Origin of the sequence: Larkinella insperata (assembly GCF_026248825.1) — a bacterium.
Lineage (GTDB): Bacteria > Bacteroidota > Bacteroidia > Cytophagales > Spirosomataceae > Larkinella > Larkinella insperata.
Genome location: NZ_CP110973.1, coordinates 1,567,834 through 1,593,451, shown reverse-complemented (window position 1 = coordinate 1,593,451; position 25,618 = coordinate 1,567,834). Strand labels below are relative to the sequence as shown.

Annotated in this window: 17 protein-coding genes; 10 read left to right on the top strand and 7 right to left on the bottom strand. The window is 51.8% G+C overall.

Features of this window, described 5'->3' with window-relative positions; translation table 11 throughout:
- The first annotated feature begins 71 nt into the window (after positions 1-71).
- Both OQ371_RS06415 and OQ371_RS06410 read left to right on the top strand, forming a co-directional pair.
- Complete coding sequence (locus OQ371_RS06415) at positions 72-1,334, top strand: exonuclease SbcCD subunit D C-terminal domain-containing protein (protein ID WP_265992956.1); 1,263 nt, start codon at positions 72-74, stop codon at positions 1,332-1,334.
- Positions 1,306-4,386 carry an AAA family ATPase gene (locus OQ371_RS06410; protein ID WP_265992955.1) on the top strand — a complete coding sequence of 1,027 codons (3,081 nt, stop codon included), beginning with the start codon at positions 1,306-1,308 and terminating at the stop codon, positions 4,384-4,386. The genes OQ371_RS06415 and OQ371_RS06410 overlap by 29 nt, the downstream gene beginning before the upstream one ends.
- A gap of 104 nt (positions 4,387-4,490) precedes the next feature.
- Here the strand turns inward: OQ371_RS06410 and OQ371_RS06405 are convergent, their stop codons facing one another.
- Both OQ371_RS06405 and OQ371_RS06400 read right to left on the bottom strand, forming a co-directional pair.
- Entirely contained in the window at positions 4,491-5,327 is an 837-nt protein-coding gene (locus OQ371_RS06405) for an enoyl-ACP reductase FabI (protein ID WP_265992954.1), read from the bottom strand.
- Positions 5,328-5,496: 169 nt separating this feature from the next.
- Positions 5,497-6,870: an RsmB/NOP family class I SAM-dependent RNA methyltransferase gene (locus tag OQ371_RS06400; protein WP_265992953.1), complete on the bottom strand. Its 1,374-nt coding sequence runs from the start codon at positions 6,868-6,870 to the stop codon at positions 5,497-5,499.
- 272 nt (positions 6,871-7,142) lie between these two features.
- Between OQ371_RS06400 and OQ371_RS06395 the strand changes: the two genes are divergently transcribed.
- On the top strand, positions 7,143-10,349 hold the full coding sequence (locus OQ371_RS06395) for a SusC/RagA family TonB-linked outer membrane protein (protein ID WP_265992952.1): 3,207 nt from the start codon (positions 7,143-7,145) through the stop codon (positions 10,347-10,349).
- A 101-nt stretch (positions 10,350-10,450) separates the two neighbouring features.
- Positions 10,451-11,905, top strand: coding sequence for a SusD/RagB family nutrient-binding outer membrane lipoprotein (locus OQ371_RS06390; protein ID WP_265992951.1), 1,455 nt, complete (start codon positions 10,451-10,453; stop codon positions 11,903-11,905).
- 255 nt (positions 11,906-12,160) lie between these two features.
- Here the strand turns inward: OQ371_RS06390 and lon are convergent, their stop codons facing one another.
- From lon to OQ371_RS06365, 5 genes are all read right to left on the bottom strand, one after another.
- Positions 12,161-14,686 carry an endopeptidase La gene (gene lon, locus OQ371_RS06385; protein ID WP_265992950.1) on the bottom strand — a complete coding sequence of 842 codons (2,526 nt, stop codon included), beginning with the start codon at positions 14,684-14,686 and terminating at the stop codon, positions 12,161-12,163.
- Between the two features lie 202 nt (positions 14,687-14,888).
- Positions 14,889-15,353: a DUF6702 family protein gene (locus OQ371_RS06380; RefSeq protein ID WP_310586618.1), complete on the bottom strand. Its 465-nt coding sequence runs from the start codon at positions 15,351-15,353 to the stop codon at positions 14,889-14,891.
- Between the two features lie 103 nt (positions 15,354-15,456).
- The gene (gene rseP / locus OQ371_RS06375) at positions 15,457-16,794 is read right to left on the bottom strand and encodes an RIP metalloprotease RseP (RefSeq protein ID WP_265992948.1); all 1,338 of its coding nucleotides are present in this window, start codon (positions 16,792-16,794) and stop codon (positions 15,457-15,459) included.
- A 240-nt stretch (positions 16,795-17,034) separates the two neighbouring features.
- Positions 17,035-18,207, bottom strand: a complete 1,173-nt coding sequence (locus OQ371_RS06370) for a 1-deoxy-D-xylulose-5-phosphate reductoisomerase (RefSeq protein ID WP_265992947.1) — start codon at positions 18,205-18,207, stop codon at positions 17,035-17,037.
- Positions 18,208-18,286: 79 nt separating this feature from the next.
- Positions 18,287-19,789 (bottom strand): GH3 auxin-responsive promoter family protein, encoded by a 1,503-nt coding sequence (locus tag OQ371_RS06365; protein ID WP_265992946.1) that lies wholly within the window; start codon positions 19,787-19,789, stop codon positions 18,287-18,289.
- A 241-nt stretch (positions 19,790-20,030) separates the two neighbouring features.
- Here OQ371_RS06365 and OQ371_RS06360 point away from each other — a divergent pair, with 241 nt between their 5' ends.
- From OQ371_RS06360 to nuoK, 6 genes are all read left to right on the top strand, one after another.
- Positions 20,031-21,056: a rod shape-determining protein gene (locus OQ371_RS06360; protein ID WP_111628822.1), complete on the top strand. Its 1,026-nt coding sequence runs from the start codon at positions 20,031-20,033 to the stop codon at positions 21,054-21,056.
- A gap of 83 nt (positions 21,057-21,139) precedes the next feature.
- Positions 21,140-21,979, top strand: coding sequence for a rod shape-determining protein MreC (mreC, locus tag OQ371_RS06355; protein ID WP_265992945.1), 840 nt, complete (start codon positions 21,140-21,142; stop codon positions 21,977-21,979).
- Positions 21,980-22,035: 56 nt separating this feature from the next.
- A complete protein-coding gene (locus OQ371_RS06350) occupies positions 22,036-22,542 on the top strand; it encodes a hypothetical protein (RefSeq protein WP_265992944.1) in 507 nt (168 codons plus the stop codon).
- Between the two features lie 65 nt (positions 22,543-22,607).
- Positions 22,608-24,110 (top strand): glycerol kinase GlpK, encoded by a 1,503-nt coding sequence (glpK, locus tag OQ371_RS06345; protein WP_265992943.1) that lies wholly within the window; start codon positions 22,608-22,610, stop codon positions 24,108-24,110.
- Positions 24,111-24,213: 103 nt separating this feature from the next.
- Complete coding sequence (locus OQ371_RS06340) at positions 24,214-25,023, top strand: 3'-5' exonuclease (protein ID WP_265992942.1); 810 nt, start codon at positions 24,214-24,216, stop codon at positions 25,021-25,023.
- Positions 25,024-25,181: 158 nt separating this feature from the next.
- Entirely contained in the window at positions 25,182-25,529 is a 348-nt protein-coding gene (gene nuoK / locus OQ371_RS06335; RefSeq protein ID WP_265992941.1) for an NADH-quinone oxidoreductase subunit NuoK, read from the top strand.
- The last annotated feature ends 89 nt before the right edge of the window (positions 25,530-25,618 follow it).

Here is a 25,618-nt window from a genome sequence, read left to right as displayed (position 1 = left end):
TTTTGCCGTTAAAAAGGTTTGCCAGCTTCCGGAAATTTTAGCTAACTTCCGGTTTAGAAGTACTGGCGACTATGAAAATTCTGCATACCGCAGACTGGCACCTGGGGAAACGGCTTTACAAACATGAGTTGCGGGAAGACCACGTTCAGTTTCTGGACTGGCTGGCCGAAACCATCGAAAGCCGCGATATTGATGTGCTGCTTATTTCGGGGGACGTGTTTGATACCACAAACCCCAATGACGGGTCGATGCAACTGTATTACCAGTTTTTGACCCGAATGCTACCGCTGGAGAAGAAGATCATCATCACCGGCGGCAACCACGACTCGCCCAGTAAACTCAATGCACCCCGCCAACTGCTCCGGCACCTGAACATGCACGTGGTTGGCTGCACAACCGGCGACTGTACCGAGGAAGTGATCCGGCTGGCAACCGGCTCTACTGACCTGCTGGTAGCGGCTGTTCCCTACCTGCGCGACAGCGATCTGCGGCAATCCATTTCGGGGCAGACCTACGAAGACCGCATCGAAGCCGTGCGGATGGGAATCCGGAATCACTACGAACGCATTGTTGATCACTGCCAGGCCGAATACCGGGACGCCCCGGTGCTGGCGATGGGCCATCTCTACGTCAACGGCGCAGCCATTTCGCCCGAGAGCGAACGGGAGATCCACGCGGTGGGCGGGCAGGCGGCTTTTTCGTCCGAGCATTTTCCACCGGGTTTTGATTACGTCGCGCTGGGGCACATTCACGTTCCGCAACGCATTGGCGCGGTGGACACCGTGCGCTACAGCGGTTCGCCCATTCCGTTGAGTTTTGGCGAACGCGACAACCGGCACCAGGTGCTGGAATTAACCTTCGAAAACGGGAAGATCAAAACCGTGGAAGCCGTGCCGGTGCCGCGTTTTCGGTCGCTGCGTCAGGTCGCCGGAACGCTGGAAGCCGTCCGGGAGACCCTGGAAACCTTGGAACAAAACGAGGAGCTAACCACGCTGGTGGAAATTCTGGTGGAAGAAGAAAACGAAAGCCTGGTGGTTCGGCAGCAATTTGAAAAACTGCAGCGCGATTACGTCAATGCCCCTTTTCAGATCGCCAAGTCCCGGCTAATGTTCCGCAACAAATTAAAAGGGCTTGATTCTCTGTACGTGGCCGATACGAATCTACAGGACCTTTCGTATCTCGACGTTTTTAACCGCCGGCTCGATGCCTCGCTGGTCGAAGGAGCGGAGCGGACGGCGTTGGTCGACGTTTACAAAGAACTCTATCGGCTGGTTACGGAACAGGCGGCTCATCCCATACAATTGCATGAAAATCCGACAAATACGCTTTCGTAACATTAATTCCTTTTATGGCGAGCACCCGCCAATTCAATTTAGGGAGGGAATTCTGAGCACGACCGGCCTGTTTGTCATTTCCGGTCCAACGGGCGCGGGCAAATCGACCCTGCTGGACGTGATTACGCTGGCCCTGTTCAACCGGGTGCCCCGGATTCCGGGTGCCATTTCCAATTCCAGCATCATTGAGGAAGGCATTTTGGTAAACCAGCAGGCTGCGCTGGAAGCCGGTACGGCAGCTTACGCCGAGATTGAGTACGAAGTGGGCGGCAAAGCTTACCGGTCGCGCTGGTCGATCAAGAAAAACCGCAACGGCAACTGGAATAATTACGAAATGGAAATTGCCTTTCTGCCCGAAGGGCAAACGGAAGGCCAGTTGTTACCAATCAAAGGTTTAAGTGAATTTCCGAAGAAAAACGAAGAACTCATTGGCCTGACTTACGACCAGTTCATCCGGTCGATTGTGCTGGCGCAGGGCGCGTTTGATCAGTTTCTGAAGGCCCGGGCCGCCGAGCGCAGTAAAATGCTGGAACGGATTACGGGCACCGAGATCTACCGGCAACTAAGCCAGCGCGCGCACCAGGTAAACCGGGAATACGAACTGAAAATTGCGGACAAGCAGAAGGAAGGCCGGCTGATTCAGACGCTGAGCGACGAGGAAGTTGAGCAACTGAAGCAGGAACAGAAAGCCGTCGAGGAACGATTGAAAGAGGTTTCCAGAGAAATCGAGTTTTATAACGCCGAGGAACTGTTGCTCCGCAAGATGGCGGAAGCCGAGGGCCAGCTTCTGGCCCTTGCCAAGCGCGAACAGCTTCTGGAAACCAGGCAGAACGACTTTGCCGATGATGCCCAGCGCCTGCACCGCCACGAACGGGTGGCTGATCTGGCGACGGATCTGGTTGACCTGACGCATGTGGAGAAAAACCGGGAGCGGGAAGCCGAAAACCAGCGAGTCGCCCAGACCCAACTGGTTACGCTGAATAACCAGCTTACCGAACTGGTCGGGAAAGCGCAGCGCCTGACGCACCAGCCCGCGTTGACCGCCCAGACGCTGGTAGCCGAGGTAGATCAATTTCGAAGCCGGGTGCTGGAGCTGACGCAACAGATCAATGCCGAACGGGATAAAAGCAAACAGCCGCTTGATTTCATCCAGGAAACCGTCAAAACCGCCAAAAACAGCTGGTTACGGGCACTCGATCCGAGAAACGTGGACGAAACCTACGAGCAGGTCCGGGCGCGAAAGCAGGAAATCGGGGTTCAGCTGGTGCAGCTCGAACGGGATTATCCGGCCCTGACGCTCGAAACCGTTCGCTCGGAAATAAACCGGCTGATTGAGCAGAACAACAACCTGACCGGCCTGTATACCACCCTCCGGCAGCAGCAGGACCGCCTTCTCAACGGCATGAGTCTGAATGACCGGATTACAACCCAGCAGGAGCTCATCAAGAGCCAGGAGCCGTTGCGCCAGCAGGTCGCCGATGAACTCGGGGAGCTGGAACGCCAAAGGAAGGAGCTGGATGAGCAGAAAGTCCGGCTGTCGCAAGAGGCCAATCTGGAAGAGCTACGAAAAGCCCTGCAGGATGGTAAACCGTGTCCGCTCTGCGGTTCGGTGCAACATCCGTACGCGCAGCATTACATCAATGAACTGGGAACGCTGGAGTTGCGGCTTCAGTGGATCACCCGCGATTGGGAGGCTAAAAAGAAAGAATTCGACGAACTAAACAAAAGGCTCATTCAGGCCGAGTCGGACTGCGCGTCGTATACGCAGCAGCGGGATGAACTGCGAAAGCTCTATTCGCAGAAACGAACGGAGATTTCCCAGAATCTGACGGCCCTGGCCCTGGATGCCAGTCTGACCCCGGAGCAGATTCTCGATCAGCAGGAGTTGAACCGGATTCAACGCGAGGAACTGAGTACGCTTCAAAGCCTGTGGGAACAGGAAGAGACGCTAAAACGGCTGGAAACGGATTTGCACACGGTTTTGGAAAGTACCGCCAAGGGAAAGCAATTAAGGCTCGAAAAAGAAAAGCTCTACGCGGGCGATGACATTCGGGAGATGTGCGAACGCCTGACCGGGCAGTTCAATCGGTTGAACACGCAGATCAGCACCCAGACCGATTTGCTGAGCAATGCCGTTACGGCTTTTGGGAGGTTTGATGAGCAGTATACGGCTTCTGCCAATGCGCTTCAACCGATGCTCGAAGAGCGGGGTTTGAACGATCTGGAATCCGCCCGCGCCTGCCTGCTGGAACCCGCCACCTTGCGCCGGTTGCAGGACCAGAAAAAAGAGCTGGAAAAAGAAGTGTTTGAAATCAGCCGGAAGCGGGAGGAAGAACTCAGCCGGCAGCGGGAAGCGGTTCAAAACCGGAAAACGAAGGAGTCGGCAGCCGAGATCAGTGAGAAACTGAAAGCGTTAAAGTTGGAAGAACGGCAAAAAACGGAACGGGTTGGTTACTTCAAAAACCAGATTGATACCGACAAGGACAGCCGGAAAGTTTTGAAAAAGTTGGCCAATGAGCTAGCCCGGCTCGAAACCGAAGCCCGGCCCTGGCGTGACCTGGACCGGCTGATCGGCAGCGCGAAAGGCGACGACTACAGCAAGTTTGCGCAGGGCCTGACGCTGGCCCAACTCATTGGTCTGGCCAATCGCCGGTTGAAAGATTTGTCGGATCGCTATCTGCTCCTGAAGCCGCGCGACGGTCAGGATGAATTGTACGTGGTTGACCTGTACCAGGGCGGCACCGAACGCACGGTTTCCAGCTTGTCGGGCGGAGAAACGTTTACGCTGAGCCTGGCTCTGGCCCTGGGCCTGTCGGACCTGGCTTCGCAGAACGTCCAGATTGATAGCCTGTTTATCGACGAAGGTTTCGGCACGCTTGACCCCGACGCGCTCGACTCGGCCATCGCCATGCTGGAAAAGCTTCAGCACGACAGCAAAAAAACAATTGGAATCATTTCCCACCGCCACGAAATCAAGGAGCGGATCAGCGTGCAGATTCAGGTGGAGAAAGGAATGGAGGGAAACAGCAAAATTAACGTTGTAGAGCTATAACCGTAATGAACTGGAATTACACAGACTAGGAGGACTGGCCGGATCGCACGGACCGCGTAGCCGTCTTGGTCAACCGTTTAATCTGCATAATCCCAGTTCAGAAATTATTGCTGCTGCTGTTGTTGCTGCAACTCGATCATTTTGTTCGCCATGTCTTCCGAAATCCCGACGCTGGAGAAACCGCCATCGTGCAGCAGGTTCTGCATGGTCACTTTGCGGGTCAGGTCGCTGAAGAGGGTAACAACGTAGTTGGCGCAGTCTTCGGCGGTGGCGTTGCCCAGCGGAGACATCAGTTCGGCGTACTGGAAGAAGACATCAAAACCGCCAACGCCCGAACCCGCCGTGGTCATCGTCGGAGATTGGGAAATGGTATTAACGCGGACGTTTTTGGCTTTACCGTACCGGTAGCCGTAGCCCCGGGCGATGGATTCCAGCACGGCTTTGGCGTCGGCCATATCCGTATAAAACGGAAACGTCCGCTGAGCCGCAATGTAGCTCAGGGCAACCACCGAACCCCATTCGTTGATGGCATCCATTTTTTCGGCCACGTGCATCATCTTGTGAAACGACAGGGCGGATACATCGATGCTTTTCTGGTACCACTCGTAATTCAAATCCCCATACGGGCGGTTTTTGCGGATGTTCGGGCTCATGCCGATAGAGTGCAGCACAAAGTCGATTTTGCCGCCCAACGCGTCGATGGACTTAGTATACAGATTTTCAATATCTTCTAAAGACGTGGCATCGGCCGAAATGATCTCGGCTTCGCATTGTTCCGCCAGTTGTTTAATCGCACCCATTCGCATCGCAATTGGTGCGTTCGAAAGCGTGAATGTGGCACCTTCTTCTTTTGCTTTCAGTGCTACCTGCCAGGCAATGGATTTCTCGTCCAATGCTCCGGTGATGATTCCTCGCTTGCCTTTCAATAATCCGTAAGCCATGAATTAAATTGCTTTTTTGGGTGATTATATCGATTCGGAAAGGGCGCAAAGTAACTACTTTTTTTGCTGGAATACCAGCGTCACAAAAACCGTTGCTACTCCCGCCCGGCTTGGTTTCTTTGTAAGAAACTGTTCTGAGTCAGCAAAATAGCGACCGCAGCCGTGATCGCTAATATTCTTTGATGTCCATACGAATGCGCCATTCTTTCGGCAGGTAATTATTAACCCGGTTGCCCACTCCTTTGAGCCAGCCCAGGTTCAGTCCTTCATAGCGGGCCAGCAGCCAGCCTTTGACGGGCTCCGCCAGCGCCAGGTTTTCCTTCTTGAAATACCGTACGGCGTCTTCTTTCGTCAGATCAATGGCCGGAAGAGTGTCGGCAATGGCGGTGCTCAGGGCCAGTGCGTGCGACGGTATGAAGTCATCCCCCTTAAACGTGCCCATTTCCAGCCCGAAACCTTTGTTGGACAAAGCCGCATCCAGGATCCGCAGATCGGCTGAGAGGGCCTCCGGGATGGCAAAGATGTCGCCGTTGGGTTTGACGTAGAACGAAAAGTCGCCGGGCTGTTTCAGAAAGGACTGCAGGATTTTTTCCTGCCAGTTGCGAACGGGCTTCAGCGACCGGAATGCGCGGGGCACGGGCATGGATGGGCTGGATCGTTGTTTTTTCTTAAACACGCTCAGGAAAAAGCCTTCGCCCTGCACCCGGTGTGGATAACATTGGTAGCCTACGGTTTTATCCACAACCTTATCCACAATTCCCCATATTGACGGCAAATCCAGGGTAACGTTTTCGAAACCGTTAGCGCTCAGCCATTCGGCGTTTTGTGAATTTTCCGCGTCATTATAGGTGCAGGTGCTGTAGAACAGCAGGCCATCGTCGCACAGCAGGGGAGCCGCAGCCGCCAGGATCCGCTGCTGGCGGGCCGCGCAAATCCGGACGTTCTCTTCCGACCATTCCTGCATGGCTTCGGGGTCTTTCCGGAATAGCCCTTCGCCCGAGCAGGGGGCATCAACCAGCACCAGGTCAAAGAAGCCATTTAGGGGTTTGAAGTCCGCCGGGTCGTGGTTGCTGACCGCCACGTTTGGAAAGCCCCACTTCTCAAGGTTTTCCTTTAAAACCGGCACCCGGCTACGAATTACCTCGTTGCAGACCAGCAGGCTGTCCGAATTAAGCAGGGAAGCCAGCAGCGTGCTTTTCCCACCGGGGGCCGCGCACAGATCCAGAACACGCAGCGGCCGCTGAAGCCGGACGGTTTGCCGCACCGCTTCCGCCAGCAACATGGAAGAGGCCTCCTGAACGTAAAAAGCACCGGCCTGAAACAGAGGATCGAGCGTGAAAACCGGTCGCTCCGGTAGATAATAGCCATCAGCGCACCAGGGTACCGGATTCAACGCCGTAGTCAACAGAATTTTCTTCTGCGGATTAACCCGAATACTTACCGGAGGGGGTTGTTGCAGCGCCGTTTGAAAGGCTGGGTAATCGACACCCAATTGCTGCTGCATTCGTTGACGAAAGGGCGTGGGTAACAGCGTATCAATCATTAAGCAAATATAACTTAGCTAAGTTGTTACTAATAACCGGTGAAAATTTAATGCATAAAATTTTATCATTTTGTTAAGTTACGGTTTACGCTATAAATGCGTTGATTAACAATGTTTTAATCAATATTTAATTTGTTTTCCGGTTGGTATTTTTGCCTTTCGTTCGATAATCTTCCAAAGCCTATTGACTTTTTGGATATTGACAAAAGAAAATTTTGTAGTAATTTCACTTTCGAATAAGATTACATTGTTCATTAACCTAAGCTAAAAACATGTTAAAACGTTTACTGATGGCCTCGCTGTGCCTACTTGGTACAGTGGGCATCACTCTTGCCCAAAATCGTACGATTACGGGGAAGGTGACCTCAGGCGAAGACAGCTCTCCCCTTCCCGGTGTTAACATTGTGGTAAAGGGAACCTCCCGCGGAGCTACATCCGATGTCAACGGTACTTACACGCTCAACGTACCGGACAATGCCGCAACTTTATCGTTCTCCTTCATTGGATTTAAGACAACCGACGTTTCGATCGGTAACCGTTCTACCGTTGATGTCGTACTGGAACCGGATGCTTCAACGCTCCAGGAAGTGGTGGTTACGGCCCTTGGTATCTCGCGGGAAAAGAAAGCCCTTAACTATGCGGTTCAGGAACTGAAACAGGAGAAACTGAACATCGCCCGTGATCAGAACGTAGCCAATGCACTAGCCGGTAAAATTGCCGGTGTACAGGTTCTGGGTCAGTCAGGGGCTAAATTTGGTAGCCCGAGCATCCGGATCCGGGGTGTCAACTCGCTGACGGGCGGAGATCCGCTGTACGTTGTCGATGGAACGCCGACCGATGTAAGCCAGGTGAACATGGACGATGTGGAAAACCTCTCCGTTCTGAAAGGACCTTCGGCCACGGCTCTGTACGGTAACCGGGCTTCTGCCGGGGTAATTGTCATCACGACCAAGCGCGCTAAAGCGGGTGAAACCAAGCTGGATATCAACCACAGCACAACGCTTGATATGGTAGGTATGCTGCCGAATTACCAGAACGAATACGGTGGTGGTTATTCTCAGGACTGGGCAACGTTTGAATTTGATCCCAAGATTCACCCGGCTTCCTGGGCTGACTACCAAGGACAGCGCATATTGGATTACTCCGCTGACGAAAGCTGGGGGCCCCGGATTGATAATCAACCGCACCGTTCGGCTTTTTCGTGGCAGCAAGGACCACAGTTCGGTCAATTGACGCCTTACTCGGCCAACCCGAACAACGTGCGTGATTTCTTCGCCAAGCCGATCAGCAACAACACAAACATTGCTTTCTCGCGCGGCACGGAAGCGTTCCAAAGCCGGATTTCGTACTCGCACATTATCAACAACGGTATTATTCCGAATTCATCGCAAACCCGCGATTTCATAAGCGCAAAAAATACGATCAAGTTTGGCAGCAAGTTGTCGGCCAACCTGAACATCAATTACACGGCGTTCAAAACGAACAACCTACCGGCTGACCGTTACGGTTCTTCGGGGGGTACGACGCCTTCCAATAGCCCGCTGGGGATTTCTAACGCAACGCTGAACGGGTACAACCAAACCGTTGGTTCATTTAACCAGTGGTTCCAGCGTCAGCTGAGCATTGATGATCTGCGTAACTACAGAAACCCGGATGGTACATTCCGGAGCTGGAACATCGGCGGTCCCACCGACGCGCGTCCAAAATACTGGGACAGCCCGTATACGCAGGTGTATGAAAATACAAACACCAACCGGAGCGACAGGCTGTTCGGTGACTTGGGCTTAACGTATGAATTTACGCCATTCTTGAAGGCTTCGGCCACGGTTCGTCGCGATCAGAACTACTTTAACCAGGAATCACGCGTTGCGCAGGGAACTCTGAACGCCGGTGGGCTGGGTGCTTATGCAACGTTTGGAGCAAGCGCCCGGGAAAACAACTACGAAGCACTGGTAAGCTACAACCAGGAAATTGCAGACTGGTCACTGGTTGCAAACGTAGGGGGTAACATCCGTTACAACCGGATTGAAGGTCAGCTTCAGGCAACCGTGGGTGGTCTTTCTGCACCGAACTTCTACAACATTGCCGCTTCAATCAACCGGCCAATAGCGAACAATTACTTGTATGAGCGGCAGGTAAACAGCCTTTTTGGAAACGTAAGCGTTGGATACAAAGACTTTGTTTTTGTGGAAGCTTCCATTCGGAATGACTGGGCATCAACCCTGCCGAAAGCTAACAACTCGTACCTGTATCCTTCCATCTCTGCGGGTCTGGTGTTCTCCGAGCTCATTCCGCAGAACAACATCTTGTCCTACGGTAAAATTCGCGCGGGTTATGCACAGGTTGGTACTGACGTAGGACCTTACCAAACGGCCCTGGCGTATAGCTCCGGTACGGCTTACGGCAGCAACGCTACGTTGTTTCTGCCCGGAACGCTGCCAAACGCTGGTCTGCAGCCCGGTTTATCATCATCGTATGAAGGAGGGATTGACCTGCGTTTCCTGAACAACCGACTGGGCTTTGAATTTACGGCCTATCGCAACGACAACAAGAACCAGATTATTCCGATCCCGGTTACACCGACTAGCGGTTATACCAATGCCGTTATCAACGCCGGTCTGATTCAAACCAGCGGTCTGGAATTGCATATTAACGCCGTTCCGGTTCGTTCCGCTTCGGGCTTCACCTGGGAATTTGATATCAACCTGGACCGCAACCGTTCGAAAGTTGTCAAACTGCAGGATGGCTTAACCAACTACCAGATTGATGGTCCGCAGTGGCGTACATTGACCTTGAACGCCCGCGAAGGCCAAGACTGGGGCTTGCTGGTTGGCCAGGGAATCAAGAAAGATGCAAACGGGAACCGCATGGTATACGGCAGCGGCTCCAACGCCGGCTTGTATATCAAGGAAGAAAACGTACCCCTGGGTTCGGTTCTGCCGAAATTCAAAGGTGGTTTCCTGAACACATTTACGTATAAAGGGCTGTCTTTGCGTGTTAACGCCGACTTCATTGCGGGTGGTAAATTCTTCTCGACGACCAAGATGTTCAACAACTACTCTGGTCTGGGTGCCGAAACCGCTGGCCTGAACGAGTTGGGCAAGCCGTTGCGTGATGATCCGGCCACGGGCGGTGGTGTTTTGTTAGAAGGTGTAACCGAAGACGGTCAGCCGAACACCACGCGGGTTGATGCACAGACTCTCTACGAAGGCTGGCTGTTTGCCCTGAACGAGTACTGGATTTACGACAAGTCTTACATCAAAATGCGGGAAATCGCTCTGGGTTACAACCTGCCCAAAAACATACTCGGTAAGTTTATCAAATCAGCCAACATCTCGCTGATTGCCCGTAACCCGTTCCTGATTTACAGCGCTGTTGGTGGTGGTATCGACATCTCAGAATCAGAGACTTTGTGGTACGAAGGTGGCCAGTTGCCGCCGGTTCGCTCGTTCGGTGTCAACCTGCGTCTTGGCCTCTAAAAGATGCGAAACAATGGATAGAAAAGGCTCCTATTTTCGTTATGAAATAGGAGCTTTCTAACCTGACTTGCAGTCACAACAAACTTTTCAAAACAGACATTATGAAATTTTATAAGCCCCTTGTTTTGGCAGGGTTGATGTTGTCTACAGTAGCCTGTAACAACTTCGAAGAAATGAATGTCAACCCAAACAGTCCGTTGTTACCTAACACCGCGAACTTGTTTACGGGAGCCATTCGAACTGGCGTTGGAACAACCAATAGCCAGGTAGGTCCGGGCGGTTTTAACATTGTTCCGGCTCTATACGTACAGCAGTTCAGCGATGTTACCTACATCGAGGATTCACGGTACAAAACGATCAACTTCAGTTATAACGGTTTATATTCAGGTCCGCTGGTAAACCTACAAGCGATCATTGATCAGAATACAAATCCAGCTACCAAAGCCAGTGTAGCAACGTACGGTTCGAATAACAACCAGATTGCGGTTGCGCGGATTCTGAAAGCGTATATCTACCGGTGGATTACGGACCGTTGGGGTGATGTGCCGTATACGCAAGCTTTGAAAGGTGCGGAAAACTTTTCACCAGCTTTTGACAAGCAGCAGGATATTTACAACGACCTGTTCAAGGAGTTCAAGGAAGCAGCCGCTCAATTCGATGGTGGGGCTGCAGTAAAAGGTGATATTTTGCTGAACGGGAATGCCACGAACTGGAAAAAGTTTGCCGCAACCCAACGCATGCTGATGGCACTTCAACTTTCGAAGGTCGATCCAACCAAAGGGAAAGCTGAGTTTACGGCGGCTCTGGCTGATGGCGTTTTAGCCTCCAATGCCGATAATGTACGCTATTCCTTCCTGTCCGATGCTAACAACGAAAACCCGTTGTATAATAACTACGTGACAGGTAACCGGAAAGATTTTGCCGTTAGCGACGTGTTTATCAACTACCTGAAGAAAGTAAACGATCCGCGTTTGCCCTACATAGCAGCTACCAACCAGCGGGGCGAGTATACGGGTGCTCCATACGCAGCCTTCCCACCAGCCGGTCCGGCTCAAAACTTCTCGCTGGCGGCTTCAACACTTGCTGCGCAAAATGCTCCAGTTAATGTTGTAACCTATGCGGAAGTACTGTTTGCGCAGGCCGAAGCGGCTAAATTGGGCTGGATTACCGGTGATGCCAAGGCGCTGTACGAATCGGCGGTTAAAGCTTCGCTTCAACAATGGATGGGAGCAGCTTATACAGATGCTGCCTACACGGCTTACATTGCTCAAGCAGATGTTGCTTATACGGATGCAAAAGCTATCGAGCAAATCGCCACGCAACGTTGGATCGCTCTGTTCTTCCAGGGAACGCAGGCATGGAACTCATGGCGTCGTACGGGTTATCCGGTGTTGAAGCCGGCGGCCTCTCCGCTCAACGGCGGTACCGACATTCCCCGTCGTTTAGCCTATCCGGTTTCAACGGAAGGAACGCTGAATTCTGCCAATTACAACGCTGTCATCGCTAGCCAGGGCCCGGATACCCAATACACCCGCATCTGGTGGGATAAGCAATAAGAAGCGGCTGAAGTAACTTATTACGCGTGCAAGACATCCTTTCCTGAGTTATTGGGAAAGGATGTTTTTTTACCGGTTGGAGAGAAAAAGCCACTGTCGCTGGTACTTAATTTAGCCAGTGCTAGCGCAGAACGGAAGGCCAGCCACTCATCGGCTTTCCCTCTTTCAAATGTGAGTAAGGCAAAAAAATGAAAAACCACCGCCCGGATAGCTAAAAGTTAGCCGGGCGGTGGTTTTCTTCTTAAAGCGAGTTGCCTACAAAACCGTTACCTTCTCGGGAGTCGATTCGATTTCCTTCTCTTTATCCTTCGGAAAAACAAACTTCATAGGTTTGGAAACCTGCTGCGGCAGCAAAGCCGTTTCCAGTACCTGATCGACGGTATCGACGTAATGAAACGTCAGATCCTTGATATAGCTTGGGTTAATTTCTTCTACATCCTTGCGGTTTTTCGAGCAGAGCAGAATCTCTTTCACGCCCGCGCGGTTGGCCGCCAGAATCTTCTCTTTGATACCACCAACGGGCAACACCTTCCCCCGGAGTGTAACCTCACCCGTCATCGCCAGGAACGGCCGCACACGGCGCTGGGTAAAAATTGATGCCATCGACGTGAGCATCGTAATACCCGCCGAAGGGCCATCTTTTGGTACAGCCCCGGCTGGAATGTGAACGTGCAGATCGTAATGGTTAAAGATGTTGTAATCGATGCCCAGCTGCTCCGAGTGCGCTTTCAGGTACGACAATGCCGTAATCGCCGATTCCTTCATGACATCGCCCAACTGACCCGAGAGGGTCAGATTCCCTTTGCCGCGGCTCAGGCTCGATTCGATAAAGAGAATTTCACCACCGACCTGCGTCCAGGCCAGGCCCGTCACAATACCGGCAATGTCGTCGTCAGAATACAGGTCCCGGTCGAAAATTTCAGCACCCAGCATTTTGGCCACATCCGCCGGTTTGATGGTTTTCGGATAGTCTTCTTCCAGCGCAATGGATTTCGCAACCTTGCGGACGAGCGCCCCGATCTTCTGCTCCAGCGTCCGAACGCCGGATTCACGGGTATAGCCTTCAATAATCCGCTGAATGGCCTTGTCGTCGACCACCAGGTCTTTGGGCTTCAAACCGTGTTCTTTCCGTTGTTTCGGAATCAGGTATTTCTTGGCAATCTGAATCTTTTCTTCAACGGTATAGCCCGTCAACTCAATGATTTCCATCCGGTCGCGGAGGGCCGGATGAATGGTGTCAAGCGAGTTGGCCGTTGCAATGAACAAAATCTTTGAGAGGTCGTATTCGACTTCAAGATAATTGTCGATGAACGTCGAATTCTGTTCCGGATCGAGCACTTCAAGCAGGGCCGATGACGGATCTCCACGGAAATCCGAACTAACCTTGTCAATTTCATCCAGGATAAAAACCGGGTTCGATGAATCGGCTTTTTTAATATTCTGAATGATTTTACCCGGCATAGCACCGATGTATGTTTTGCGGTGGCCCCGGATTTCGGCTTCGTCATGAACCCCGCCCAGTGCCATCCGAATGTATTTACGGCCCAGCGCCTTGGCTAACGATCGGCCCAGCGACGTTTTACCAACGCCCGGAGGACCATACAGACACAAAATCGGGGCTTTCATACCTTCGAAAGCGCGGTCATTTTTCAGTTTCAGAACGGCCAGGTATTCAATGATCCGTTCCTTCACTTTCTCCAGTCCGAAGTGGTCGCTGTCCAGTATTTTCTGCGCCCGTTTCAGATCGAAGTTATCTTTTGAATACTCGCTCCACGGAAGGTCAACCAGCAGTTCGATGTAATTCATGGTGACCGGATATTCCGGCGCCATCGGGTTAATCCGCTGGAGTTTGTTCAGCTCCTTATCAAAATGGGCATGAACCGAAGCTGGCCACTTTTTCCGGGCCGCCCGAAGCCGAATTTCTTCCAGATCGCGGTCGGGGCTGTCCATCCCGAGTTCATCCTGCAGAACTTTGATTTGTTGCCGCAGAAAATAGTCGCGCTGCTGCTGGTCAATATCCGAGCTGGCTTTGGTCTGGATTTCGCGCTTCAGTTCCAGCAACTGGATTTGGCGCAGCATGAACTCCAGCAAAAGCGTGGCTTGTTGGGCGCCTTCGGTGGTTTCCAGTAATTTCTGCTTGTCGGCCACTTCGCCCTCAATGTTCGACGAAAGGAAGTGCATCAGAAACATCGGGCTTTCGATGTTATCCAGTGCAATCCGGGCTTCCTGCGGAATCTCCGGGTTTAAACGCAGAATTTTATAAGCTGATTCTTTCAGGGATTGAATCAGGGCTTTCGACTCCTTGCGGTTCGGATTGGGAAAGTGGTCGTCAATTTGCCGCACATTGGCCGTCAGATACGGCTCTTCCTGCAGGAAATTAACAATCTCAAACCGCTTCTTACCCTGGATAATGATGGTAATGTTACCGTCGGGCAGGGTAATCATCTTAATAATATAGGCTACGGTGCCCAGGCGGTAAAGATCGTCGGCCGTTGGCTCATCTTTCTGCTGATTCGACTGCGCAACGACGCCAATGATGCGATTTCCTTTATAAGCCTTCTTAACTAATTTAATCGACTTTTGCCGTCCGACCGTCACGGGAATCACCATCCCCGGAAACAGTACGGTGTTCCGGACGGGAAGGATAGACAGGTCGCTGGGTACAATATAATCTTCGTCGGCGTCATCCGCTGAGCCCAGCGGAACAATTTCGAGATTGTCCAGATCCGACTCAGCCAGCCATAATTGGGTATCGTATTTATTTCTATTACTTATACTCATAGTTGGGTGCCTGCCAAAGTGGCAGTAATTGCTGCCATATACAGGCTTAAGAGATACTGAGAAACAAAGATTTATAGATAGCGCAAGGGGCGTGCCAAACGATTATCAGCAGAAAAACTACTGAGCTGCCGGTGCCGATTACAAATAACGCAAAAGGAAATGAAACTCAAAACGTGGAATGGCCCAATCTTATAATACGTTATTACCAGGTTAGAACCTGCTGCGTGTTGCTTTTGCGGAACAAAACGGTTTTCTTTTGTGACAGGTATGACACATTGACCAGATTAACCTGATCATCGAACAATTCAGTCAGCAGGGACTGTTGCAGAACGCTTCCTTCAACGGGTTCGCTGTAAGGAACTTCTACGTAAATCCAGGTGGCCTCCATTTCCTGCTCTTTTCCCAGGTAGCGGAATGGTTTGCGTTGACGGCTGGAGTTGGCCAGCCCGAAATGCCTGCGAATGTAGCGCTCCACCAGCGGATTGTTGGCGTCTTTATCGTTCAGCCGGACGCGCTGGTTGTTGTTTTCTTTGGTTAAGGCTTCTTCCAGGTCGTCGGTGAAGACTCGCAAACTTACCTCAAAAGTCTTCTCCGCGGCATTGTACTGCATTTGTGTAACGCTGGTATGCACCGGATGCGCCGGCTTGCTGGCCGATAAGCCAAGCAATAAAATAAGTACACAGAGTTGACCCGTGAAAGCCAGAGGGGAACGGAGACGTACCCTCTGATGCGCTGGGAATCTTTGATCAACTCTGTGTACTGACTTCAATTTAAAATACCGCTTTAAAGACATCATTAAAGATTGCAAACGCCATCAATCCGAGTAGAATCACCATTCCAACCCGTTGTGCACCTTCCAGAAAACGGTCAGACGGTTTCCGGCCCGAGACAATTTCGTAGAGCAGAAGCGTTGAGTGTCCGCCGTCCAGCGCCGGAATGGGCAGGACGTTGAAGAACGCGAGCGACATGGACAACAGACCCGTTACAAACCAGAAGCGGTTCCACTCCCAGATGCCGCCAAACAGATTCTGGGCAATTCCAATCGGGCCGCTCAGGGCGTTGGAAGCCGATACATTGCCCTGGAAAATCTTACCAAAGCCTTTGATGGTATCGTAGAAAACGCCAAAAGCTTGTCCTGTTCCTTTGACCAGCGCCTGGCCGAAGGTGTAATCGATATGCGTTTTCTTCAGCAGCGTCTCCGCCCCGAAACCAATCTGTCCTTTGTCCGTAACGGTTGTTTTAAGCGTAACCGGCTGGGAAACACCCGGGCGGCTGACCGTCAGCGTAATCGGTTTGTTAACGTTGGCTTTGACGACGCCCTGAAACTCATGGTAAAAACGAGTTGGCTGACCGTTAACGGCGGTGATGACATCGCCTTTTTTCAAGCCGGATTTTTCAGCGGGCATTCCCGGCACGAGTTCACCAACCCGGAAGGGTTGTGCAGCTTCCAGAAACTGCCCGGCGTTCTTTTTATCCGATAATTTGTCCAGAAAATCGTTTGGAATGTCGATGTCGATCTGCTGAACTTTACCGTCGGTGCCTTTCCGTTCCACGGTGTAATAACTATCAGAACCCAGAAAAACCTCCGAACTACGGATATCGCTGAAATCTTCAAAGTCTCTTCCGTTGATTTTAACAATCTTATCACCTGTTTTCAGGCCGATTCCCTTGGCCAGATCGTAGGCTACAATACCGTATTCAGCATCGCGGGCCGCCAGGTACGTTTCGCCGTTTTTGTAAGTCAGGATTACGAAAATAACAATCCCGGTGATGATGTTGATAATAATACCCCCCAGCATCACAATCAGCCGTTGCCAGGCGGGTTTCGAGCGAAATTCCCAGGGTTGCGGTTCACTTTGCAGAGATTTCGTATCGAGCGATTCATCAATCATACCGGTAATTTTGACGAAACCGCCCAGGGGAATAGCACCCAAACCGTATTCCGTTTCACCGCGTTTGATGCTCCAGATTTTTGGCGGAAAGCCAATAAAATACTGCTCTACCCGCATCCCGAACGCCTTGGCAGCCAGCAAGTGCCCCAACTCGTGCAAACCCACTAAAATTGACAGGCCCAGAATGAGCTGTCCCGCCATGATTGCTATTTCCATTCGTCTAAACTAATTGCATCGGTAAACCGACGGCTTTTTTAATTGATAATTTGTTGTATTACAGTTTTTGAATACGCAGGAGCGTAAGCTTATACTCTTCTTTTAAAAACTTTCAGCAGTAGAAAACCGATCAACAGGCCGATGATAAACCAAACCCAGAATTCCATAGATCAATAACGATGAGTGATGAAAAAATTTTCGAAGATTCGTCTATTTAACGGTGGTTTATCTAAAAAACAATTAAACCAGACTTTTAATTCGTGCTGTGGCGATGCGCCGGGTTTCTTCGTCCGTCTGTACATAATCCTCGTACGTCGGGTGCGCGATGTACGAAACTTTCTGCATGCCTTCTTCGATGATTTCAGAAATTTCCAGAAACCCGATTTCGTCGTGCAGGAAAGCAGCAACCGCTACTTCGTTGGCCGCGTTGACGATGCAGGGGACATTTCCGCCCCGCTCGAGCGCGTCAAAAGCGAGTTGCAAGTTACGAAATGTTTCACGATCAGCCTGTTCGAATGTGAGGGACGGATAATTTACGAAGTCGAACCGGGGAAAATCCGACGATAACCGGTTGGGGTAGGCCAGCGCGTACTGAATTGGCAGCCTCATGTCGGGCAAACCCATCTGCGCTTTTAGGCTGCCATCCCGGAACTGCACCAGCGAATGAATGATGCTCTGCGGGTGCACGATCACCTCAATTTGCTTGGGTTCCAGTCCAAACAACCATTTGGCTTCGATCACTTCCAGGCCTTTGTTCATCAGGGTGGCGGAGTCGATGGTGATTTTAGCGCCCATTGACCAATTGGGATGCTTCAGCGCCTGGGCTTTCGTAACGGTTTTCAGAAACTCCCGCGACTTCCCCCGAAACGGACCGCCGGATGCCGTCAGGATAATCTTTTCGATGGGATTGTGAAATTCACCCGCCAGGCACTGAAAAATGGCCGAATGCTCCGAATCGACCGGTAAAATGCTGACGCCTTTTTCCTGAGCCAACTTGGTAATCAGCTCACCGGCCACCACCAGGGTTTCTTTGTTGGCGAGTGCAATGTGCTTTCCGGCCTCGATCGCTTTGATGGTCGGCAGCAAACCGGCGTAACCCACCATCGCCGTCAGCACGATGTCAATGCTGTCCATCTGCACAACCGAGGCTACGGCTTTGGCGCCCGCGTACACCTTGATTCCCAGCGGATCGAGGGCGGCAAATACCTGGTCGTACCGGTCTTCGTTGCAGATCACCACCACGTTGGGGCGAACCAGGGCAGCCTGTTCAATCAGCAAGTCGGCGTTGGTATTGGCTACCAAGACCTCGACTTCAAAAGCATCCGGGTGCGCCCGGACCACGTCGATGGCCTGCGTGCCGATAGAACCCGTCGAGCCGAGGATGGCGATATGGCGTTTTTGGGGACTGGTCATTCTTGGATTAATACGTAAAATCAAGCTTGATATTTTAATGAACGGTATTTACCGGTTGCTGATTCGGTTAGGGGCAGGTTTATACCGTTTGCATGGTTTGCAGTAATCCTTCCCCAATTACCCGGTCGTTCGCCAGCCGGGGCACCTTGTTTTGACCGCCCAGCTTGCCCTGCGCTTTCATGTAGTTCCGGAACGTTTCGCGGGGTAAAGTCGTCAGTTTAAGTGGCCGCAGGATACTGCCCGAAATCAGATCGTCGTAGTAGGTGTTCAACTTCGTGAGCCGCTGGTCGATATCGCAGGCGAAAGCCTCCGGATTGTTCGGGGGGGTGGCAAATTCGATGAACCACTCGTGGTAGGGCAAGCCTTCGGCGGGCGACACCATCGGCGCGACCGTAAATTCCACCACTTCGGTTTCCGGGTGCTGTTCCATGGCGTACTGCAGCGCTTTTTCCACTTCTTCGCCGATGACGTGTTCGCCAAAGGCCGAAATGAAGTGCTTGATCCGCCCCGTCACAAGCAGCCGGTAAGGGTCGTTGGACACAAACTTGACGGTATCGCCCAGCGAGTAGCCCCACAACCCGGCGTTGTTGTTGATCACCACCGCGTAATTTTTGCCCAATTCGACCTGATCGATGGTCAACCGGCGCGGGTTGCTGGAAAAATAGTCTTCGGCCGGTATAAATTCAAAGAAAATACCGCTGTTGAGCATCATCAGCAGCCCTTCTTCCGTCTGCGTATCCTGAAAGGCAATGAATCCCTCCGAAGCCGGGTACGTTTCGATGCTGTCTATTTTCCTACCAATGGATTCGTACAATTTGGCCCGGTAGGGTTCGAAGTTGACACCGCCGTACACAAACAGCGAAAAGTCCGGAAAAACATCCTTGATTTTCTTGCCGGTTCGGGCCTGAATCCGGTCAAAGTACATCTGCACCCAGGGCGGTATGCCCGAGATCAGCGACATGGGCTGCGCGATCGTTTCGTCGATGATCTTTTCCAGTTTGGTCTCCCAGTCCTCAATGACGTTGGTTTCGTAGGAGGGCAACTGGTTGGTCCGCAGGTAAGCCGGCACGTGGTGGTTCGAGATCCCCGAAAGCCGTCCGACGTTGATGCCGTTTTTGACAACCAGCTCGGGGCTTCCCGATAAAAAGATCAGTTTTTTGTCCAGAAAGCTTGCCTTGCCCGTCTCGTGGATGTAGTTGAGCAGGGCGTCGCGGGCCGAGTTGATGTGGTTGGGAATCGACTCTTTCGTGATGGGAATATACTTCGTGCCGGACGTGGTACCGGACGTTTTGGCGAAATAAACGGGTTTGCCTTTCCAGAGCACATCCGATTCGCCCTCCCGGATTCGTTCAATGTACGGTTTGAGTCCTTCGTAATCGTGGATCGGGACGGCCTGCCGAAAGTCGGCATACGAACGAACGTCCTTAAACCGATGATCGCGGCCAAAGGCGGTATGTTGAGCGCCATCGAGCAGCGCCCGGAACCACCGTTGCTGCGTCTCGCCGGGCCGGTGCATCCATTCCTGCTGCCGCTGTACGACAAATTGAGCCAGCGGTTTGCTCAAAACTGATCGGATTCCCATAGCCTGCAAAGTTAACAAGTTTTAAACGAATGTAGCCTGAATGCAGTAGTGTGCACCTAACTTCCGGAAAACCGGTGGTTAGTTTTGGCTCATCGTACGATCTTTCAAGATATTTACGAATGGAACGAGATCTATAAAAAGTAACAAAAAGGTATTCACTGCTCGGAAGTTATCTCAAATTATCTATATTTTTGCACCTCGAAAAACCTGATGCTACCCCGTGCTTGCACAAAATTAACGAATGGCACTATTTAACTTTCTCTCCAGCGATATTGCAATTGACCTCGGTACAGCTAATACGCTAATTATTCACAAGGATCGGATTGTGGTGGATGAGCCTTCGATCATCGCAATGGACAAGGTCAATGGACGGGTCCTGGCGATTGGTCACAAGGCGATGCAGATGCATGAAAAGACAAACGAGAACATCAAGACCATCCGCCCGCTGAAAGACGGTGTTATCGCCGACTTTACCGCTGCGGAATTGATGATTCGCGGATTGATCAAAATGATTGATACGGGCAGCCGGTTATTCTCGCCTTCTCACCGAATGGTTATTTGTATTCCGTCGGGGATTACGGAGGTAGAAAAGCGGGCCGTTAAGGATTCCGCCGAACACGCCGGAGCCAAAGAAGTATACATGGTACACGAGCCAATTGCTGCGGCCATCGGTATCGGAATCGATATTACGCAACCGAACGGAACGATGATCGTTGACATCGGGGGCGGAACCACGGAAATTGCCGTAATTGCTCTTTCGGGAATTGTCTGCGAACAGTCGATCCGGATTGCCGGTGACGTGTTTACGCGCGACATCGTGGATTACATGCGCCGGGAACACAACCTGCTGATCGGGGAGCGTTCGGCCGAGCAGATTAAAATGGAGGTTGGTTCGGCCCTGCCCGAACTGGATGCCCCCCCGGCCGACTACGAAATCCGTGGCCGCGACCTGATGACCGGTATTCCGAAGGAAATCAAGGTAACCTACAGCGAAATCGCCTACGCGCTCGATAAATCCATTTCGAAAATTGAAGAAGCCGTCATGAAAGCGCTGGAAATTTCCCCGCCGGAGCTGTCGGCTGACATCTATACCAACGGTATTCACCTGACGGGTGGGGGAGCGCTGCTGCACGGTCTCGACAAACGGATTGGCGCCAAAACCAAGCTGCCCATCCACGTGGCCGACGATCCGCTGAAAGCCGTTGTGAAAGGCACCGGCGAGGTGATCAAAAACCTCGACATGTACAAATCCGTCTTAATCAGTTAAATATTAAGAGTTAAGAGTTAAAAGTTGAAAGTTTCACGCGCAAGCCTGCTTTTAATTTTTAACTCTTAACTTTTAACTCCTCTATGTTTGAGTTAATCCAGTTCATCATCAAAAGCCGGAACATTATCTTGTTTGTTCTGCTGGAGGTGCTGAGTTTTTATTTCATCATCAACAACAATAACTACTGGAGCATACGGTATTTCAACACGTCGAATTACTACGTAGCGAAGGTGCTGGACTGGTCGAACAAGGCGAAGGAGTACGCCCAGTTGCGCCAGGTAAACAACGATCTGGCCGAGGAAAACCGGCGGCTCAATACGCTCGTTACCCAGCTTCAGCAATCGAAGCCAAACGCGCCGACCAGCTACAAAACCGACTCCATCTTTGCAACCCGGTTTAAGTACATCGTCGCGCGGGTGATCAACAACACGACGCAGCACCCCAACAATTATATTACGCTGGACAAAGGAACGGCCGACGGACTTCAACCCGGCATGGGCGTGATTTCGCCGACGGGTGTGGTGGGCAAGGTTAAAACCTGTTCTGAACACCTCTCCATCGTGACGTCCATCCTGCACTCCAATTACATGATTTCGTCGAAACTCGTGAAAGCGGGGGTCATCGGGTCGGCCAAATGGGACGGTATTAATCCCACCCGGATGAAAATGATGGACATCTCGCGCAACACAAAAATGTACCGGGGCGATTCGGTTGTTACGTCGGAGTTCAACTCGACATTTCCGTCGGGAATCCTGGTAGGCCGCGTTATCGGTGTCCGGGAAACACCGTCTCAAACGTTTCACGATGTAACACTTTCAATCGGAACGGATTTCAGCAACCTGTCTTTTGTCTACGTCGTCGAGAATAAACTACAGGGCGAACAGGAAAAACTCGAACAGACGACCGAACCGGATCGAAAATAACCGTTCAAGCAACCGATAAACCACCGCCACTGCCGAAAAGCCCAACGTACACACCAATGACGCTACGCGAAATACTGAATATTACCTTTCTTTTTTTGCTGTATCTGTCTTTACAGATTCTGCTGGTCCGGAATCTGGTGTTGTTCGATGTAGGGTTTTGTTTTATCTACGTCGCGTGTATTCTGCTGCTGCCTACGGAGATGAGCCTCTCGGCAACGCTGCTGACGGCGTTCGGGGTCGGCATTGTCGTCGATACTTTTTACAACACCCTGGGCATGCACGCGGCCGCAACGGTGCTTATGGCTTACATACGACCCCTGGTTATCCGGCTTCAGGAGGCTCAACACGGTTTTGAGAGCCGATTCGTTTTTTCCGTTCGCGAAATGGGCGTGCGTGAGTTTCTCTATTACGTGATGAGTCTTACCTTCATTCATCACTTTGCGCTCTTCCTGATTGAAGCCAATAACCTTCTGCTCGTGCTGCCAGCGATGGTGAAGATTCTCGCCAGCACCTTATTTACCTCCTTTACGATTCTTCTGGTTCAGTATTTTTCGCGGAATTAGTTGGGTGGAATCTGCCTTTTATTAAGAAAATTTTGACATTTGCAGGGAATTATCTCCCAATTCCTATGCCCTCCTACATTGCCGCTATTGATCAAGGCACTACCAGTACCCGCTGTATTGTCTTTGATCGTCAGGGAACGATTGTTTCCATCGGACAGAAAGAACACTCTCAAATTTATCCGCAACCCGGCTGGGTGGAGCACGATCCGGAAGAAATCTGGCGTAATACGCAGGAGGTCATCGCGCTGGCCCGCATCAAGGGCCAACTTCAGGCCAGCGATATCGCGGCCGTCGGCATCACCAACCAGCGCGAAACCACCGTGGTCTGGAACCGCAAAACCGGCAAACCGTATTATAACGCCCTCGTCTGGCAGGATACCCGGACGGGCGATCTGGTGGCGAAATTTGCCGGTGACTCCGGGCAGGACCGCTTCCGGGCGGTTACCGGGCTGCCGCTGGCAACGTATTTCAGTAGCCTAAAAATTAAGTGGATCCTGGATAACGTTCCGAACGTGCGGGAAGACGCCGAGCGGGGACTGGCCTTGTTTGGCAACATGGATACGTTCCTGATCTGGCACCTGACGGGCGGAACCTACAACGGTTTACACATTACCGACGTTACCAACGCCAGCCGTACGCAGTTGATGAACCTCCAGACGCTCGACTGGGACGATGCACTGCTGCAAGCTTTTGATATTCCAAGAGCCATGCTGCCACAGATCCGGTCCAGCAGCGAAGTGTACGGCAACGTAGTTTCGGAAGTACTGCCGGGCATTCCCATTGCCGGAATTCTGGGCGACCAGCAGGCGGCCCTGGTGGGGCAAACGTGCTTTGAACCGGGGCAGGCCAAAAACACCTACGGAACCGGCTGCTTCCTGCTCATGAATACCGGCTCCGAGCTTCGCCATTCCACTTATGGTTTGCTGACGACGGTGGCGTACCGCTTCGGCCAGCAGCCCGTTCAGTATGCGCTGGAAGGCAGCGTTGCCATTACCGGTGCGCTGGTGCAGTGGCTGCGCGATAACCTCGGTCTGATCTCGAACAGTGCCGAGGTGGATTCGCTGGCCCGCACCGTCCCCGACAACGGTGGAGCGTATTTTGTCCCGGCCTTTTCGGGGCTGTATGCGCCGTACTGGAAGGCGGATGCACGCGGGGTCATTGCCGGTCTGACCCGGTTTGTGAACAAGGGGCATTTGGCCCGGGCGGTTCTGGAAGCGACGGCGTACCAGACGCTGGATGTGGTGCAGGCGATGGAGAAAGACGCTGGCATTGAGCTCAGTTCGTTGCGCGTTGATGGCGGGATGACGGTTAACGAATTGCTCATGCAGTTTCAGGCGGATATGCTGGGCGTACCGGTTATCCGGCCAACCATGACCGAAACGACGGCGTTGGGAGCGGCCTATGCGGCTGGACTGGCGGTTGGCTACTGGAGTAATTTTGATGACTTGCGCCAGAATTGGGGAATCGACCGGACGTTTGAGCCGGAAATGGCCGAAACCGATCAGAAACGCTTGTATCAGGGTTGGCAAAAAGCCGTTGAACGGTCGTTTGGATGGGAAAATCAATAGTATTCCGCCAGGAAGTGAATTAATTCGCTTCCGATAAGCAGACGGAGAACGTACCCTGTGTATTTTTGTAGCCTTTCCCACGTACGATGTACGTAACCCGGCTATGACGCATTCGCTTTTTCTTAAAAAACCGCTGGCTTTTTTCGATCTGGAAACAACGGGTGTCGATCCCATGAAAGATCGAATCGTTGAAATCAGTATCGCCAAGGCGTTGCCCAACGGCGACGTGGTGGTCAAAACCCAGCGTATCAATCCTACCGTCCCAATTCCAATTGAAACCAGCTTGATCCACGGTATTTACGAGGAGGATATCAGGGATCAACCTACGTTCAAAACCGTGGCCCGGAATCTGGCGCAGTTTTTAGACGGCTGCGACCTGGCGGGTTACAACTGCAACCGGTTTGACATTCCGCTGCTGGTGGAAGAATTTTTACGGGCCAATGTCGATTTTGATCTTAAAAACCGGCGGCTGATTGATGTGCAGCGGATTTTTCACATGATGGAGCCGCGCACGCTGAAAGCCGCCTATAAATTTTACTGCGGGAAAGAGCTGATCAACGCCCACAGCGCCGAAGCCGATACCCTGGCGACGTTTGAAGTGCTGGAATCGATGCTGGTTCGCTACGACGGCGCCATCGCCACCGACGAAAAAGGAAACGAAGTTATTATTGGCAACGACGTTGATGTGCTCAACAAGCTGATGCTGAACAATAACGTCGATCTGCGGGGGCACATGGTGTACAACAAAGAGGGCAAAGAAGTGGTCAACTTTGGAAAGCACAAGGGCACGCTGGTGGTCGACGTTTTGCAAAAGGAGCCTTCGTTTTACGACTGGATTCTGAAGAGTGATTTTCCGCTCGACACCAAACGGAAGCTGACGGAGATCAAACTCCGGATGTTCAACAAACGGTGAAAAGACCGTAGAATAGTACTGAATTACCTGTACTAATTCCAAATTCCCAAACCATTTGAGTAAGCGGGAATAATACGTAACTTTGTCGGGTCTTTTTCCGGCAATGGGGCAGACGCCCCAATCAGACCGTAACGAAAAGTAATCGAACCCTAGAGAGTATGCAGCCAACCCAAGTGCCGCTTCAAGTTCCCGAAGTCATCCAACTGATCGACTTGAAATATTACCTCATCATCAGCACGGCGCTGTTCGTAATCGGCATCATTGGCGTCCTGACCCGGCGCAACGCCATCATCATTTTCATGTCGATTGAATTGATGCTCAACGCCGTAAACCTGTTACTCGTTGCTTTCTCATCCTACCGGGCCGATCCTACCGGGCAGGTTTTCGTCTTTTTCATCATGGCAGTGGCCGCTGCGGAAGTCGCCGTCGGGCTGGCCATCATTGTGATGATTTACCGCAACACCCGTTCGATTGACGTCGGATTGCTCAACAAACTGAAGTGGTAAGGTAAACTATGAGTAATGAACGATGAGTGATGAATTAAACGCGTCAGCCCAGTCATCACTCAGCATTTATCACTCATAAGCCATCATTT

What these genes read in the sequence shown, in the direction of transcription:
- OQ371_RS06415 (WP_265992956.1), top strand. Translation starts at nt 72, where the DNA reads ATGAAAATTCTGCATACCGCAGACTGGCACCTGGGGAAACGGCTTTAC.
- OQ371_RS06410 (WP_265992955.1), top strand. Translation starts at nt 1,306, where the DNA reads ATGAAAATCCGACAAATACGCTTTCGTAACATTAATTCCTTTTATGGC.
- OQ371_RS06405 (WP_265992954.1), bottom strand. Translation starts at nt 5,327, where the DNA reads ATGGCTTACGGATTATTGAAAGGCAAGCGAGGAATCATCACCGGAGCA.
- OQ371_RS06400 (WP_265992953.1), bottom strand. Translation starts at nt 6,870, where the DNA reads ATGATTGATACGCTGTTACCCACGCCCTTTCGTCAACGAATGCAGCAG.
- OQ371_RS06395 (WP_265992952.1), top strand. Translation starts at nt 7,143, where the DNA reads ATGTTAAAACGTTTACTGATGGCCTCGCTGTGCCTACTTGGTACAGTG.
- OQ371_RS06390 (WP_265992951.1), top strand. Translation starts at nt 10,451, where the DNA reads ATGAAATTTTATAAGCCCCTTGTTTTGGCAGGGTTGATGTTGTCTACA.
- lon (WP_265992950.1), bottom strand. Translation starts at nt 14,686, where the DNA reads ATGAGTATAAGTAATAGAAATAAATACGATACCCAATTATGGCTGGCT.
- rseP (WP_265992948.1), bottom strand. Translation starts at nt 16,794, where the DNA reads ATGGAAATAGCAATCATGGCGGGACAGCTCATTCTGGGCCTGTCAATT.
- OQ371_RS06370 (WP_265992947.1), bottom strand. Translation starts at nt 18,207, where the DNA reads ATGACCAGTCCCCAAAAACGCCATATCGCCATCCTCGGCTCGACGGGT.
- OQ371_RS06365 (WP_265992946.1), bottom strand. Translation starts at nt 19,789, where the DNA reads ATGGGAATCCGATCAGTTTTGAGCAAACCGCTGGCTCAATTTGTCGTA.
- OQ371_RS06360 (WP_111628822.1), top strand. Translation starts at nt 20,031, where the DNA reads ATGGCACTATTTAACTTTCTCTCCAGCGATATTGCAATTGACCTCGGT.
- mreC (WP_265992945.1), top strand. Translation starts at nt 21,140, where the DNA reads ATGTTTGAGTTAATCCAGTTCATCATCAAAAGCCGGAACATTATCTTG.
- OQ371_RS06350 (WP_265992944.1), top strand. Translation starts at nt 22,036, where the DNA reads ATGACGCTACGCGAAATACTGAATATTACCTTTCTTTTTTTGCTGTAT.
- glpK (WP_265992943.1), top strand. Translation starts at nt 22,608, where the DNA reads ATGCCCTCCTACATTGCCGCTATTGATCAAGGCACTACCAGTACCCGC.
- OQ371_RS06340 (WP_265992942.1), top strand. Translation starts at nt 24,214, where the DNA reads ATGACGCATTCGCTTTTTCTTAAAAAACCGCTGGCTTTTTTCGATCTG.
- nuoK (WP_265992941.1), top strand. Translation starts at nt 25,182, where the DNA reads ATGCAGCCAACCCAAGTGCCGCTTCAAGTTCCCGAAGTCATCCAACTG.